The sequence below is a fragment of the Cytobacillus oceanisediminis genome, from assembly GCF_022811925.1.
GTDB classification, from domain to species: domain Bacteria; phylum Bacillota; class Bacilli; order Bacillales; family Cytobacillaceae; genus Cytobacillus; species Cytobacillus oceanisediminis_D.
The window spans coordinates 3,465,003-3,480,094 of record NZ_CP065511.1; the positions used below are offsets into that span (position 1 = coordinate 3,465,003).

At 42.1% G+C, this 15,092-nt stretch carries 13 protein-coding genes; all 13 read right to left on the minus strand.

Going from position 1 to position 15,092, the window contains the following annotated elements:
• Nucleotides 1–8: 8 nt before the first annotated feature.
• The 13 genes from IRB79_RS17340 to IRB79_RS17400 all read right to left on the minus strand — a co-directional run bounded on the left by IRB79_RS17340 (nucleotide 9) and on the right by IRB79_RS17400 (nucleotide 15,036).
• Nucleotides 9–1,433 (minus strand): NAD-dependent succinate-semialdehyde dehydrogenase, encoded by a 1,425-nt coding sequence (locus tag IRB79_RS17340; protein ID WP_243503681.1) that lies wholly within the window; start codon nucleotides 1,431–1,433, stop codon nucleotides 9–11.
• Entirely contained in the window at nucleotides 1,420–2,727 is a 1,308-nt protein-coding gene (locus tag IRB79_RS17345) for an aspartate aminotransferase family protein (RefSeq protein WP_243503682.1), read from the minus strand. Before IRB79_RS17345 ends, IRB79_RS17340 begins: the two co-directional genes overlap by 14 nt.
• A complete protein-coding gene (locus IRB79_RS17350; RefSeq protein ID WP_243503683.1) occupies nucleotides 2,724–3,251 on the minus strand; it encodes a gamma carbonic anhydrase family protein in 528 nt (175 codons plus the stop codon). Before IRB79_RS17350 ends, IRB79_RS17345 begins: the two co-directional genes overlap by 4 nt.
• A gap of 47 nt (nucleotides 3,252–3,298) precedes the next feature.
• Nucleotides 3,299–4,444 carry a CaiB/BaiF CoA transferase family protein gene (locus IRB79_RS17355; protein WP_243503684.1) on the minus strand — a complete coding sequence of 382 codons (1,146 nt, stop codon included), beginning with the start codon at nucleotides 4,442–4,444 and terminating at the stop codon, nucleotides 3,299–3,301.
• 37 nt (nucleotides 4,445–4,481) lie between these two features.
• Nucleotides 4,482–5,477 (minus strand): aminopeptidase, encoded by a 996-nt coding sequence (locus IRB79_RS17360; RefSeq protein WP_243503685.1) that lies wholly within the window; start codon nucleotides 5,475–5,477, stop codon nucleotides 4,482–4,484.
• A 46-nt stretch (nucleotides 5,478–5,523) separates the two neighbouring features.
• Nucleotides 5,524–6,288 carry an enoyl-CoA hydratase/isomerase family protein gene (locus tag IRB79_RS17365; protein WP_243503687.1) on the minus strand — a complete coding sequence of 255 codons (765 nt, stop codon included), beginning with the start codon at nucleotides 6,286–6,288 and terminating at the stop codon, nucleotides 5,524–5,526.
• A gap of 16 nt (nucleotides 6,289–6,304) precedes the next feature.
• Complete coding sequence (locus IRB79_RS17370; protein ID WP_243503688.1) at nucleotides 6,305–7,429, minus strand: 2-keto-3-deoxygluconate permease; 1,125 nt, start codon at nucleotides 7,427–7,429, stop codon at nucleotides 6,305–6,307.
• Nucleotides 7,430–7,548: 119 nt separating this feature from the next.
• Entirely contained in the window at nucleotides 7,549–7,995 is a 447-nt protein-coding gene (locus IRB79_RS17375) for a tripartite tricarboxylate transporter TctB family protein (protein ID WP_243503689.1), read from the minus strand.
• Between the two features lie 15 nt (nucleotides 7,996–8,010).
• Nucleotides 8,011–9,051: a tripartite tricarboxylate transporter substrate binding protein gene (locus tag IRB79_RS17380; RefSeq protein WP_243503690.1), complete on the minus strand. Its 1,041-nt coding sequence runs from the start codon at nucleotides 9,049–9,051 to the stop codon at nucleotides 8,011–8,013.
• A complete protein-coding gene (locus tag IRB79_RS17385; protein ID WP_243503691.1) occupies nucleotides 9,048–10,565 on the minus strand; it encodes a tripartite tricarboxylate transporter permease in 1,518 nt (505 codons plus the stop codon). The genes IRB79_RS17380 and IRB79_RS17385 overlap by 4 nt, the downstream gene beginning before the upstream one ends.
• Nucleotides 10,566–10,580: 15 nt before the next feature.
• The gene (locus IRB79_RS17390; protein WP_243503692.1) at nucleotides 10,581–11,561 is read right to left on the minus strand and encodes an aminopeptidase; all 981 of its coding nucleotides are present in this window, start codon (nucleotides 11,559–11,561) and stop codon (nucleotides 10,581–10,583) included.
• Between the two features lie 243 nt (nucleotides 11,562–11,804).
• Nucleotides 11,805–13,589 carry a sigma-54-dependent Fis family transcriptional regulator gene (locus IRB79_RS17395; protein WP_243503693.1) on the minus strand — a complete coding sequence of 595 codons (1,785 nt, stop codon included), beginning with the start codon at nucleotides 13,587–13,589 and terminating at the stop codon, nucleotides 11,805–11,807.
• Between the two features lie 382 nt (nucleotides 13,590–13,971).
• The gene (locus IRB79_RS17400; protein WP_243503694.1) at nucleotides 13,972–15,036 is read right to left on the minus strand and encodes a tetratricopeptide repeat protein; all 1,065 of its coding nucleotides are present in this window, start codon (nucleotides 15,034–15,036) and stop codon (nucleotides 13,972–13,974) included.
• Nucleotides 15,037–15,092 lie beyond the last annotated feature (56 nt).

Sequence of the window (15,092 nt, forward strand, 5' to 3'; positions counted from 1 at the left end):
CCCTTTGGTTATCCAATATTGAGCGACACAAACTTCTCTTCCAGATACTCCATCATTCCGTACTTGCCCCCTTCTCTTCCTACGCCGCTTTCCTTCATTCCTCCGAACGGGGCTTGTGCTGTTGTCGGCATGGCATCATTAATGCCAATAATGCCATATTCGAGAGATTCCATTACCCGGAAAGCGCGATTTAAATCAGAAGTGTAGCAGTAAGATGCAAGTCCGTATTCTGGATGATTTGCCCGTTTGATTGCTTCCTCTTCCGTTTCGAAGGTGAAAATCGGCACCACTGGGCCAAATGTTTCTTCTCTTGCAATCTTCATCGATTCATTTGCATGCTGTATAACAGTAGGCTGATAGAATACACCTTTAGCATTCATATCAGCCTGGGACCCTCCGCAAATAACCACACCGCCTTTTTCTTTGGCATCCTCCACATGTTCCATTACTTTATCAAGGCTCGCTTCATTAATTAATGGTCCAATATCTGTATCATCATCCATGCCATTCCCGATCTGCAGACGATTTACCTTTTCTGCAAACAAGCGGGTAAATTCATCTGCGGCCTTTTGCTGAACATAAATCCGGTTTGTGCATACACACGTTTGTCCAGCATTCCTGAACTTGCTTGCAACCGCTGCTTCTGCGGCTTTCTCTAAATCAGCATCCTCAAATACGATAAAAGGGGCATGACCGCCTAATTCCATTGAAACTTTTTTGACGGTATTTGACGCGTCCCTCATCAGTTTTTTCCCAACCGCCGTTGAACCTGTGAATGTCAGTTTCCGCACCTGCTTGCTGTCTAATAAAGTTTGGGCAATCTCATTAGAAGGTCCAATAATCAAATTGGCTACTCCTTTTGGTAAACCAGCCTGATGAATGGCTTCAAAAATTTTCACGGCCGTTAAGGGAGTAGCTGAAGCTGGTTTTAGGATGACAGGACATCCGGCAGCTAACGCTGGTGCAATTTTGCGGGTAACCATGGCGGCTGGAAAGTTCCAGGGTGTAATTGCGCCCGTCACTCCAACCGGCTCCTGCAGTACGAGTATGCGCTTATCTCGGCTGGAAGCTGGAATCGTCTCTCCATAAATACGCTTGGCTTCCTCTGCATACCAATCCATATAGGAAATCGCCAGTTTTACTTCACCAATGGATTCTTTCAGGGGTTTGCCCATCTCTTTCGTAATGGTTACTGCCAGATCTTCTTCTCTGTCTCTTAGACAATCTGCAATTTTTCTAAGATATTGCGATTTCTCAACTGCGCTTGTTTTCTTCCAGTCTTGAAAGGCAGCGGATGCGGCCTGGATTGCTTCCTCGGCTTCTTCCTTTCCTCCATAAGCGACAGCACCGAATTTTTCTAAAGTAGCAGGATTATACACAGTAATCGATTCATTTTTATAGGAAGATTTCCATTCTCCATTAATATATAGCATGACCGTTCTCCTTTTTAGCGAGTTGCTGCAATCCTTCTTTCAGTACAGAAACTGCTTGATCAAGTTCCTCTTTTAATACCGTTACAGACGGGATAAACCGCAAAACATTCTTCTCAGTGCCGCAGGTTAAAAGAATGACTCCATGTTCTAAAGCAAAATTCTTCAGCCAATTTACAGTAGTGGCATCCGGGCGGCCTTTTTCATCCGTGAACTCTATGCCAATCATCAAGCCCAGACCTCTAACATCGCCAATTCCGGCAAACTCTGACTGTAAATCATATAATTGCTGTTTTAGATATCCCCCTAAAGTTTGGGCGTTATCTATTCCTTCCCGTTTTAAAATTTCTATGGAAGCCAAGGCTGCCGCACACGAAACAGGGTTTCCGCCGTAAGTGCCTCCATGTGTTCCCGGTTCCCATTTTTCCATAATTTCTTTCTTAGCAATGATGGCACTTAAAGGGAAGCCTGAAGCAATTCCCTTTCCTAAGGTAAGAATGTCCGGCTCTACTCCAAAGTGTTCATAGGCAAACATTTTCCCTGTTCTTCCGAATCCGGTCTGAACTTCATCAAAAATAAGCAATATCCCATGCTGATCACAGATTTCTCTTATTTGTTTCAAAAATTCTTTCGGGGGTACAATATACCCTCCCTCTCCCTGTACAGGTTCAAGGATTATGGCAGCCACCTGGGATGGAGCAACTTGATACTGAAATACTTCATTGATACTTTGAATACACCTTTTCGTCTCTTCTTCATAACTTAGCCCGGTTCTAAAAGAATATGGATATTCACAAGCATATACGCTTGGAAGAAGTCCTTCATAATCCTGACGATAAGCTGAGCTTGAGAAAGTAATCGATGTCGCTGCGAGTGTGCGTCCATGGAATCCCCGTTTGAATGATAGGATGGCTGGACGCTTTGTCGCTTTTTTCGCTAATTTGATTGCTCCCTCATTCGCTTCTGCTCCGCTATTTGAAAAGTACACCATTTTCTGTGTTCCGGTTAATTCGTTCAGTTCCTCCGCTAATTGAATATAGGATGGATAGTAGGCCACATTATGGCCAACATGAATCATCGCATCCAGCTGCTGCTTCACTGCTTCAATTACCTCGGGATGACAGTGTCCAACATTATTTACTCCTACACCACTGGCAAAATCGAGATATTTCTTCCCGTTCTCGTCCTCTAGGGTTGAGCCATATGCTTTCGTTACACCTATCTTCGTTGCTCTGTTGGCAGCAGGGGGCAGAACAAGGTCGCCTCTTTCTGCTAGACTTTTATTCTTTTCAATCATAATGACTCCTCACTCTCTTCACGATAATCGCGTTTCCATAGCTCGATGTATTCTTCTGCATTTTTTTCCAGGTCATGTATTTCATTTTCTGTTAATTCACGCACGATTTTGGCAGGAACTCCAACAGCTAAGCTGCCTATAGGAATTACTTTCCCTGGAGGAACTAACGCACCCGCTCCAACTTGTGCTCCCTTTTCAATGACAGCACCATCTAAAATAATAGAACCAATGCCAATCAAAGCTCCATCTTCAATAGTACAGGCATGTAGAATGGCACCATGACCTACTGTAACCATTTTCCCTATCCTTAAAGGAGCATCAGGTGTCACATGGCAGATGCAGCCGTCCTGGATATTGCTTCCTTCACCTATTTCGATAAAATTATCATCGTCTGCTCTTAAGACTGATTGAGGCCAGACACTGACATTTTTGGCTATTCTGACGTCGCCAATCACTTGTGCCGAGCCATGAATCATGGTTTCGGCATGAATGGATGGAACCCGCCCTTTTAATTGTTCTATCATGAATATCCTTCTCCTTAATGAAAATCAGGATTTATTTATTTCACACATTATTGAGCTGCGAGTCCTAATTCTTTTAAGATCTCTTCCTTATGCTCTCCCAGCACAGGAGCAGCTTTCGCAATCTTTCCAGGTGTCTTTGATAGTTTTACAGGAATGCCTAATGCTTTTATTTTCCCGGCAACAGGGTGCACAACCTCTTCTATCATTCTTCTGGATAGTGTGTGCTGGTCAGTTAAAGATTCGGGATAGGTATTTATTGGGCCAGCAGGAATTCCCGCTTTCTCAAATTTTTCCAGCCAGTAATGTCTCGGATTCAGACTCGTCTTCTCTTCAATTAATCGGACAAATTCATTTAAGTGCTGAATTCGAGAGGCATCATCAACAAATCGGTCATCAGATAAGAATTCAGGTCTGCCGATGATCTGGCAAAATACTGGCCAATGATGTGGTGTATCTGCACCAACAGTAAAATAACCATCACTGGCACGAAATGCCTGATATGGAGCAGACAAGCGGTGTCCGCTTCCGGTAGGTGCAGGTGTTTCTCCCGTAAACCAATATTGGGTGCTTTCCCAAACCGATAATGCGAGTCCCGTATCATATAAAGAAGCGTCAATATACTGCCCCTCATTGGAATGAACCCTGGAATACAATGCGGATAAGATACCATAGACAGAAAACAGGCCAGAACCCAGATCGATAATCGGAAGGCCGCATTTAACAGGGTTGCCATTCCTTTCACCTGTCACACTCATAATACCGGTCATTCCCTGTGCGATTAAGTCATAACCGCCACGGGAAGAATAAGGGCCATACTGGCCAAACCCAGAAATAGAGCAGTAGATCAGTTTTGGGTTAATCTGATTAAGTGTTTCATAGTCTACGCCTAGACGCTTAACTACCCCAGGGCGGAAATTTTCTATCAAAATATCCGCGGTTTCAATTAACTTATAAAACACTTTCTGATCTTCGCCATCTTTTAAATCAAGCGTTATGCTGCGCTTGTTCCGATTGATCGCCATAAACGCACCGCTTTCCCCTTCCTTATAAGGGGACCATCTTCTGGTGCTTTCACCTTTTGGCGGTTCAACCTTTATGACATCAGCTCCCATATCGGCCAGCAGCATTCCGCAATAAGGCCCTGCCATGACCTGGCTTAAGTCAATTACTCTAATGCCTTCCAATGCACTCATTCAAACCATCTCCTTCTTTAAAATGGATTCCACTCTCTCAAAGTCTATTTAAGGCTTTATCTTCAAATAAATAGAGTTCCTGATTATCCAGAATGAGTTTGCCGTCGATTTCGACCCGCGGATCCTTTACGACCATATCGTAATGCCCTTTGGCCTTCACAGTTCCCCCGATATATGCATTCGTACCTAAAGCAATGTGGATCGTTCCATAAACCCCTTCATCACTTAGCATGCTGTTTTCCAATTCACATTCTGGATTCATGCCAATGCCAAACTCACCGGCAAAATAGATATTCCCTTCGTCATCATTCTTTTCCATTAGTATTTTCCTGAATTGCTCCGCTTCTCTGCCTCCTGTAATCGAAACCGCCTTTCCTTCCTTAAATACCACTTCAACTGGAGTCTCCATTAGACCCACCCCTGGAATACTCCCATCTACCACTAAAATTCCTTCAGCGGTTCCTTCAACCGGAGCAATGCTGGATTCGATGCAGTGAGCTGCCGAAACATCCGTACTGTTTGCAAACCCTGTTAGGGCTCTGCCTGGCCTGCCTTTGATGGAAAATCTTAAATCTGTGCCAAGGGCTGTCGTGATATGGACAAATTCACCAGCTGTCAATATGTCTGCCAGTTTCTCAACTTGAGGTCTTAGTGCAGCAAAGTCAGCACGCAGCACCTTGCTTAATAAAATGTCTTCATGTGCTTCAGGCAAGATTAATACTCGGGCTCCTGCCTTTTGTGCATCATGGCGGGCTTTTGTATGGGCAATGTTATAGGTTGTCGGTGCGATGATCACATCGGCTTCCTTCATAGCCGCTGCGACTGCATCCGGCAATGCATCTCCATGCCCTGTCCTCGGCGGCATTGAGATCGTGATGGGTTCAGCGTCGAGTGAACAGACCACAGATGCCAGAACTTTTGTGATTCCATCCGTTAAAAAATCTGTCAGGATGACAACTTTTTCTCCGCTCTTAACACCTGCCAGAACTTTTACGAGTGCTGTAGCGGCCGGGTACATTAGTGCTTCTTTCATTTTTTAAAACAACTCCCTGATTCATCAATTTTTATAAAGTTTAAACCTATATCCCTTTAAATACTGGCGGCTTTTTGTTAAAGAACGATTCAATCGCATGCTTGTGATCCCATGTATCCTGGCATTCAATAAACGCATCCAGTTCCTGTTCCATTGCTTCCTGCCACTCAAAATCCATGGTTTTCTGAATCGTGTTCTTCGCATGTCTTACTGCGATTGGAGCACGGGAAGCAATCAGCTGTGCCCATTCATGCGCTTCTGTTAATAAATTGTCAGGGGATACAACCCTGCTCGCTAACCCTCTTTGCAATGCTTCTTCAGCTGTTATCGTTCTGCCTGTCAATATCACTTCCTTGGCATATGCTTCACCCAATAGCCTGACTAACCGGGTTGGTCCGACAACCAGTCCAACCTTTACCCCTGCCGCACAAAGCTTTGCACGTTCCGACATGATGCGAATATCACAGGCTAAGGCAAGCTCGAACCCTCCGCCAAATGCATAGCCATTAACTGCAGCAATCACAGGCTGGGGCATTTCGTTGACAATATCGTATATTCTGCAATCTTCCTCTAAGAAATGCCGGACAGATTCAGGAGTCAGCTCACCTTCCTCGTTTAAATCGGCTCCTGCACAAAATGCCCGATCCCCTTCTCCAGTAAGGACAATAACCCGGACATCCGAGGAGGTTTTAAGCTCCTCCATATAGGGAACAAACTCTTGCCGAAACTCTTTCGTCAAAATATTCATTGGCGGGTTTTTAATGGTAATGGTGCAAATAAAATCGGATATTTCAGCATGAATTTTTTCCAACCTTTTCATCACCCTTCTAAGATTCCTGTTCGAGCTCAGCAGAGATTTTTATTTTTTTCCTGGGTATATCCTCCAGACGTCCATCTATGCCTTTGCTTCTTTGATACTTATCCCATAAAATAACGGCTATTGGGCATAATATCGAGGTAGTAATAGTAGAAATGGAAATTTGTATTGTGGCTAAATTGGCAATTTCCTGAAAACTTTGAGCCTTTTCCACCGTCATCAGACCTGCACCCGCTGCCACTGATGCTGCCGCTGCGATTGCAGCAGGTGTTCCCACTGCGTTCCCTGCCGTTGATGCTTCTGCAACAGGGCCAATCGTACTTTTTTCTCCAAATAACCTATAGACCAGGATTCCGGTTAATGCGGTAAAAATGACTGTGGCAAACCCGAGAGCCAAACCTCCCCAAACAGCTTCAGGATTAAAGAAACTCATGAAATTCATTCCTGCTCCAAGACAGAAAGCAAAGAATGGTACAAGCAGCGTTTCACCAGGCTTTAAAAACTCCCGAATGTCTTCATCCAGATTTCCCAACAGCATTCCTAAAGCAATTGGAAGCAGGACAGCTATGAATGCGATTAAAGGAAAATTAACGCCAACCATCCCCAAAGCCAGCATGGTGAAAAAAGGACCGTCATTCAGAGTTAATACGGAAATGGCTCCAACATCTGACCGATTCCCGTATTGCCCTGTCAAAACGGCATACATTCCTTCATTTCCATTGGTCATGGCAGCAATAATAGCCAGGGTAGATAATCCAAGCAGACCGTTCATTGGGTCAAAAAATACCCCAAATAAAATACCGATCGCAATCCCGGTTAAACACTTGCTTCCTGTTAATAGAATTCCTTTCTTTAAGGCCTTTCCGCCTACTCGCAAATTCATCTGGCTGCCTGCACAAAATAAGAACAAGCCAATGAGTGTTAACGTTCCTGTTTTAAAGAGTGCTTCCGAGAATCCTCCGATTTTCATAAACTCATAAATTCCTTCTTCAACCGGCGATACCCCTATGCTTTTAAGGAAATTCATTATAAATGGAATGTGAAGCTGATCAATCGTATTAAATAAAGCGCCAAGCATCAGCGGAATGACCATCAGACCTCCGGGCACTTTTTCAATTGTTTGCTTTATCCTCATTTAAATCACCGCCATATCTATTATTTGATTTCCTTTTAAATCAAACTCTTTATATCCTATCTCTTCATCTTTCATTGAATCATTGGATCATTTAGGAGTGTAAATAATAATTACGTTTTTCAAGGTAATCGAATATACATAAGTTTTTCAAACACCACATAAATGAATCCAATCATCCCTATAGATACTAATGTGGCCGTATACCAGCGAACTTCCTTATAATACAGCATGCCGATGAGTAAAAAGATTAAAGTAGAATACAGAAAACCTATAAAAGGTATTAACAGAAAGACATAAACAACTGTCAATAGCAGATATAGTATCCCTCTTTTAACTTCCTGAATAGAGGCAGAACCTGTTTCCTCTTCCTCCTCTTTTTTCTTTCTGACCGCTTGGACAAACTGCCAGATTGATAGACCTATCAAACTATAGCCGAGCAGCATGGGAAATGAACGAGATGAATTTAAAAAATGTTCTCCTGGCGGGAATTTATAGCTGCCTATTACAAAAAAGAGGCCAATCGCGAAAACAATGCCCGCCAAAAGATAATCTTTATTTATCCGCATCTTTTCTCCTTTCCATCACTCTTTTGGCCGGCTAATTCCTACTTCTTCCGGTGACCGTTTTCCCACACCAATATCCCAAAGCAGCCAGCTTGTTTTTTCCGTGATTTCTTTTGTATATTCCTGACTATCATCAATATCTGTGAGGACAATTGCCCTTTTCTTTGCAAATTCCTTAAATTCATCACTGCTGATCGCCTTGTTATATGCCTCTCTAATTTTAGTAATGATTTCTTCAGGTGTTCCGCGCTTCACAGCTGGCCCCCACCAGGTTCCTTCCGGTACATATTTTTGCAAATCAGAGACAAAATCAGTGACGGGCGGGATTGATTCAAGGTCATCCACTTCAAACGGTTTATTATCCATAACAGCCAGTGAACGTAAATCCCCTGCCCGAAGCAGATCCACTACCTCGTTAACCCCGCTGATTGAAAAATCCACCTCACCTTTCATGGCAGCCATGGCAGCATTTGAACCAGAATCATACGTAATAATTTCGGCATCTCCACCCACGACACTATTCACTATCTCCAGAGTGAGGTGCCAGGGGTCCCCAATCGCAGCTACACCAACCTTCGCATTTCCATCTTTTAATAGCTGAACCACATCATCAAAGGTTTTCAGGTCAGATTTGTCTTTAACTGTAAAATTAGCAATCCCCATTGCGCCAATTCCAATTTGCTCGAAATCCTTGTATGTTAAATCAGTCATGCCCATTGTTGGAAATACACGGACCAGATCTGTTTGAAATAGGATGGTGTGTCCGTCAGACTCTTGTTCGTTAACATATTCAAGGGCCAATGCACTGGAGGCTCCAGGCATATTTCTCACCGCAATGGATTCCCCTAATTCCTCCTGAAGGATTGGCTGCAGGGTCCGGGCCATTGTGTCAGTCCCGCCTCCCTCACCAAAACCAACAATGATTTCTATTGGCTCTGAAGGGTATGCACCTTCTGCTTCCTTGTTGCCAGAAGCCTTTTGATTTGATTGATTACCAGAACAGGCACCTAATATCAGAACCCCTGAAAATAGAGTCAGAAACATCATTTTTAGTTTCATAAGTTTGCCCCCTTAGGCTTTATTTTCCCCCACAAATGTTTTAAGCGTTTTGTCAGGAATGAATTTTGATTTAACAGCAGAAATACAATACAGACCAGCAAGAAAAGACTAATTGGGCGTGTGAAGAATGGCCCGAACGAATAATCCGCACTCACCATGGCTCTTCGGAAATTCTGTTCCGCCATTAAACCAAGGATCAATCCTAACACTAATGGAGGGGCAGCCAGCCCGACTTTACGCATAAGAAAACCGATGATGCCAAAAAGAAACATAATTCCAATATCAAATGGCCTGTTGTTAACTGCAAATGTCCCTACCACACTAAATACCGTAACAATCAGCAAAACTATACTTCTGGGAACTGATAGAATTTTCTGAAACAAATAAGAAAAAAATAATCCAAACACAAGCATAAACGCAGCAGATATCGTTAAAATGATAAAAAACTGATTTAATATATCCGGATTTTGTGTCAGTAAAAGCGGACCCGGCTGCAATCCGTGAAGCAAAAGCCCTCCTATAATAACTGCCGTGACTGCATCACCAGGGATACCAAGTATTAACATCGGTATATATGTACCTGGCACACAAGCGTTATTCGCCGTTTCTGCAGCAACGATTCCTTCTGGATTTCCCTTGCCAAAAGTCTCAGGCTTCTTGCTTCTCCGGCGGGCCACATCGTAGGAAACCCAGGCAGCTACATCAGCCCCAACCCCCGGTATCGCTCCTATCGCTGCTCCTATTACTGAAGATCTTCCGCCGGCGGGCAAAAACTTTACTAACATCTTCCACGGGGGGAAAATAGATTGGAATTTCTCCGCTTTTAAAGGCTTCTTCAGCTGCATAATAGAGTCGATTACCTCAGCTATTCCGAATACTCCGATTAAGACTGCAATTAGACTAAAACCATCCATGAGTGCACTTTCTCCAAAAGTAAAACGCTGGGCGCCTGTGATCTTATCCATTCCTACAGTGGCTAAAGCTAATCCTAATATCCCGGAAATAAGCCCTTTCGACAGTGATGCAGCCGTTAGGTTTGCACTGAGAATAATTCCAAACATGGCTAGTAGAAAATACTCCCATGATCCGAAATTCATACTTAAATCCAGCAGGAGCGGCGCCCCTATCAGAAATAAAACAGCAGCCAGAATAGTACCTAAAAAGGATTGGAAGGTTGCCAGTCCTCTTGCCAGTCCTCCCTCCCCTCGCTGAGCCATTGGATAACCATCCATAGCAGTCGCAGCTGAGGCAGGCGTACCTGGGATATTTAAGAAGATGGCTGGCGTGGACCCGCCATAGGTTCCTCCTATATGAACCGAAACAATTAGAACCATTGCTTCTATCCATTCCATCCCCCAGGTAAATGAAATCAGCAAGGATACTCCCATGGTAGTAGTGAGACCCGGAAGTGCGCCTACTGCCATTCCGGCAACTGTGCCAAAAAGAAACAAAAGCATGATTTTAACTGTAAAGAAACTGGCCAGCGATTCGCCAATTAGACTTATTTCTCCCAAATAAACCTCCTCCCCCTACTCTATATAGAGTTCTCCGTCTTTCATAAGGATTTTCCCATCCACTTTGATAGTCGGTTTTCGAATCACTAAATCACAATGCCCCGGGGCTCTGATACTGCTTCCAAATGTGATTCCATTGCCAATTCCAATATGCATCGTTCCGAACTCTGCCTCGTCTTCCAGCTGGCCTCCTCTTCCAATTTTCGCCTTTGGGTTCATGCCAATTCCCATTTCCACTGCGCAATATACATTGGGATGATTGTAACTTTCCAGCGTTTGCTTAAGCATTTCAGCATCTTCTTTTCCTTCAATGGAAATGATTCTTCCTTCTCTAAAGACGACTTTAACTGGATCTTCACAAGCCCTTCCCGGCACAATGGCCCCATCAATGTACATGATGCCTTCTGTAGTTCCTTCTATTGGTGCCACTGCTGTTTCAATGCAAGGAGGGGGTGAAATACTTCCAGGTTCATGACAAATTCCAGTTTGAGGTACGGCATGACGACCTGATATGGACATGGTCAGCTCTGTACCTAAATGGGTTGTGATGCTCAATCGTTCTCCTTCTTCTAGAATGGCGGATACTTTATCGATTATTTTCTTTTGTGCAAAATAATCGATATCCAGCGAACCATCTAAGAAAACCTCTTCATTTGCATCGGGCATAAATATTAATCTTGCACCTGCATTACTTGCTTCTTTTCTGGCAGTTGAATGATTAATAGAAAAAGTCGTCGGAGCAACGATCGCATCAGCTGCTTTCATTGCTTCTGCAATGATTCTTGGCGGTTCATCGCCATGCCTTGTGGTGGGATTCATGATTGTCATAACAACCTCTGCTCCCATCCCTTCACCAGCAAGTGCGAAAACCTCTCCAATTTCTGTCGTATTTGTATCCGTTAGAATCAATAGGTTTTCTCCAGGCTTTACATTTAGACATGTCTTCAATAAAGTCTGCACGGACTTCATCATAAACATTTTATTTATGATTTTCATTGCACTCCCCCTCGTATTTTTACTACAACTAGTTAGACTGCAAGTACCGTGCCAAGTTATGAATTTTCTATATTTTTCATTAACCCCCCCTGTATATAAGGGATATACAGGACAACTTCTATATTATTGAAAACATCATCATGATCCATTGTTCGCAAATTGCAAAAAAAACATAGAAGATCTGTCCAGATTATAAAGAAAAGACAAATCTACTATGTTTTTAACGTAATCGCAATTTGCGAACTATAATTGCATTTTGCGATTAAGCTCGTATTTATTAATTTTCCTGTATAGGGTTGCTACATTTATACCAAGTTCATCTGCTGCTTGTTTTTTTCCATTCAATGTATCACTATATCTCTTTAATACATCCATTATCATTCTTTCTTCCATTTCTGCTAGAGTAATATTTTCTTTATCACCATTCAGGTGATTTTGTACACGGATTCTTGGAGGCAGGTTTTCTACTTTAATCCAGTGATCAGTTGCCATATTTATGGCATATTCCACAGCATTTTGAAGTTCACGTATATTACCGGGCCAGTTGTACGAACATAGCATATTCTCCGCATCAGGAGTGAAACCTCTCACTTTTTTTTCAGTAATTTTGTCATAGTGCTGTACAAAATGCTGTAGAAGGACGAGAATATCACCATCTCTTTCCCTCAATGGAGGAATATGAAGCGGAATGACACTTAGCCTAAAAAATAAATCCTGCCGAAATTCCCCATCAGCTACCATTTTTTCTAAGTTTTTATGGGTTGCTGCAACGACCCTAATATCGATATCTATTGAGTTATTAGAACCAATTCGTTCGATTTTTCTTTCCTCTAACACTCTTAACAGCTTCACTTGTAAATGCAATGGCATATCACCTATTTCGTCCAGAAAAATGGTGCCTCCTTGTGCCATTTCAAATTTTCCAGGCTTACCGTTTTTCCTTGCACCCGTAAACGCACCCTCGCTATAGCCAAACAATTCACTTTCCAGTAAATGTTCAGGAATAGCTGCACAATTAATGGCCCGAAATGGTTTATTTACTCTTTTGCTTTCTTGATGAAGCGCTCTGGCAAAAAGCTCCTTCCCTGTTCCGCTCTCCCCCAAAAAGATGACTGTAGAATCTGTTGCCGCAACTTTTTTGGCTGCAGCCTTTGTCTGCAATATAGCAGGGCTTTTTCCCACAATAATATCGAATGTAGAATCATCTACCTCTGATGTTATAGAATAGGCAAACTTTTGAACTTCAGCTAAATCTTTGAGCGTAATCGCACATCCAATAATTTGGCTGTTATGGATCAAAGGGTTAGCACTGATAATGACTTGAATCATTTTTCCATTCACAACAAGAGAACATTCTTTATCGGAGTATCCTTGTCCAGTTGAAAATACCTTTGTAATCGGGAGATTTTGAATAACTTCTGAAATATTCAAAGATAATACATTGTGTTTTTTTATATTTAGTATTTTTTCTGCAGAACGATTCATCTCTAAAATGTACCCTTTCTGATCAACAGCAATGATTCCCTCGTACATGGATTGGATCGTCACTTGCAGCATTTGTGAGGTTGATAAATATTTCTTTAAAAGTGATGTTCCATTTATTTTGCTGCTGATTAAATCTGCCATTTTCCCGAGATAATTTGATAAAATACGATGCTTCTCTTTAAATTCATTTTTTTGTTTTTCAGAGAATGCCGTTAAACTGATAACCCCGACAATTTCGCCCTCATGTGTTAATGGATATGAAACATCTGATTTTTCAGGGCAATTTTGATGAAGGATACAGCTTTTACATACGTCATGAAAACCTGGCTCTAAATTGTAAACAGGCTGATTTGTTTTTAAGACTTCTGCGATGATATGCCCTCGAACTGGCTCACCCACAACTGCATGCGTGCCCCCACCTGTGGCCGTAACAACAACTTTATTTTTATCATAGATAATCACTTCTAAAGACAAAACAGATTTAATGGCTTCTGCTACTAAGTTCACTTCTTCTTGAATTTCAAAAAGGATTGATTTACCCATTCACATCCTCCTCGTACATTAATTCCTCCTAATTAGCAGGAAAGTTTATCAGTCATTACAAAATTGCAGGATAATATATATCATTCGATTCGAAACGAGAAAAACCTCTGGAAAATTCTGAATATTCATTAAGTGTTTAAAATTATATATATCTCTCTCTGCAAAGAAATGTATCAATTAAATAGTTTAATATTATGATGCAAAACATTTGGACAAGACACTTTACAAAATTGCATTAAGACATTGTACACGGATGCCTGCACCCAAGTCTTACCCAATATACAAAAAGAAGCTGCTCACTTTGAGCAGCTTCTCACAGATTATACACTTTGCTCCATTATTGAAGGAATTAAAATTCCAAAAGGACGATGACTGCCATGTATCAGCTCACATATTCATTCCCATAAGCCTCATCCACCCTAAACAAAACAGTAAAAGGAACCGATTCATTAAAATAATAAGCAGTCTCCCCCCTGTACTGAGTAACATCAATAATCTCTGGTATATCTATTGATCTTAGAGTTACTCTCAGTCTTTCTATAGAATTGATAAAGGTGTTCTTCTTCACCTCTCCATCACTGCCAGTCCTTCCATAAAAATCACGCATATTGATTCTCGTGCATGGATTATCCTTGCTGGATGAGAGCAGGAAATGTCTGAACATATTGGCCTGGGTTGGGGTGATAATGACTTCCTCCCCATTAAATAAGAGAATATTTTCGCGGTCATTAAAGTACAGGACCAGTTCATTAGATTCACTATTTTCGTAGAGGTCTTCACATGCTTCCTTTGAACATGTTCCGGTATTATTTTTAGAGATTTTGTAGAAAGCGTGGTTCTGTAAGTATTTTTCATTCGTTGCCAATGTTTCAAATAATGGCGACAGCTCTGGATTCGGTAGCTGCTCCTCCGGCAAATATGGGAGTTTTTCCATCGTTTCATAAGTCTGGTTGGCAACGTATAAAGCACTGTTGGCCAAATACATATGGGCATGGAATTCCTGCTGCTGATTAAGGGCGTATCTTGGATCATTCAGCAGCTGCTTGTTCAGGGCTTGCTGAAAATAGCGTACTGCTGATCCATACTTGCCATGTTTATAAGCCAGAAAACCAAGACGATAATAGGCAATCGGAAGTTTTTGCTCTAAACCGATGGCCCTGATCAGCGACTCTACAGCATCACCGTCATCCTTGAAGTGATTCATTTTTATGTAGGGACCGAATTTAATAAGATGGGATACAAAAACATTTTTAGTATGCTGAAGGGAATGTTCATATTGTGGTCCATTATTTCTCGCTAAACTTTTTAGCTTTTTATACATGGTTTCATAGACGATCACCAGCTGCTTGTAATAGCCGTAATCGCTTTTTTCCCCGTTTTCGTGAAGATCCTGTTCAAGCAATTCCAGCTCGTCCAGGGTTAAGTCTTTTATCTTTAAAGTCCTCATCCCTACACCTCACTTCTATTAAAAGGTGCCAGCTTTGACACCGCATCTATTATGTA

What these genes read in the sequence shown, in the direction of transcription:
- IRB79_RS17340 (WP_243503681.1), bottom strand. Translation starts at nt 1,433, where the DNA reads ATGCTATATATTAATGGAGAATGGAAATCTTCCTATAAAAATGAATCG.
- IRB79_RS17345 (WP_243503682.1), bottom strand. Translation starts at nt 2,727, where the DNA reads ATGATTGAAAAGAATAAAAGTCTAGCAGAAAGAGGCGACCTTGTTCTG.
- IRB79_RS17350 (WP_243503683.1), bottom strand. Translation starts at nt 3,251, where the DNA reads ATGATAGAACAATTAAAAGGGCGGGTTCCATCCATTCATGCCGAAACC.
- IRB79_RS17355 (WP_243503684.1), bottom strand. Translation starts at nt 4,444, where the DNA reads ATGAGTGCATTGGAAGGCATTAGAGTAATTGACTTAAGCCAGGTCATG.
- IRB79_RS17360 (WP_243503685.1), bottom strand. Translation starts at nt 5,477, where the DNA reads ATGAAAGAAGCACTAATGTACCCGGCCGCTACAGCACTCGTAAAAGTT.
- IRB79_RS17370 (WP_243503688.1), bottom strand. Translation starts at nt 7,429, where the DNA reads ATGAGGATAAAGCAAACAATTGAAAAAGTGCCCGGAGGTCTGATGGTC.
- IRB79_RS17375 (WP_243503689.1), bottom strand. Translation starts at nt 7,995, where the DNA reads ATGCGGATAAATAAAGATTATCTTTTGGCGGGCATTGTTTTCGCGATT.
- IRB79_RS17380 (WP_243503690.1), bottom strand. Translation starts at nt 9,051, where the DNA reads ATGAAACTAAAAATGATGTTTCTGACTCTATTTTCAGGGGTTCTGATA.
- IRB79_RS17390 (WP_243503692.1), bottom strand. Translation starts at nt 11,561, where the DNA reads ATGAAAATCATAAATAAAATGTTTATGATGAAGTCCGTGCAGACTTTA.
- IRB79_RS17395 (WP_243503693.1), bottom strand. Translation starts at nt 13,589, where the DNA reads ATGGGTAAATCAATCCTTTTTGAAATTCAAGAAGAAGTGAACTTAGTA.
- IRB79_RS17400 (WP_243503694.1), bottom strand. Translation starts at nt 15,036, where the DNA reads ATGAGGACTTTAAAGATAAAAGACTTAACCCTGGACGAGCTGGAATTG.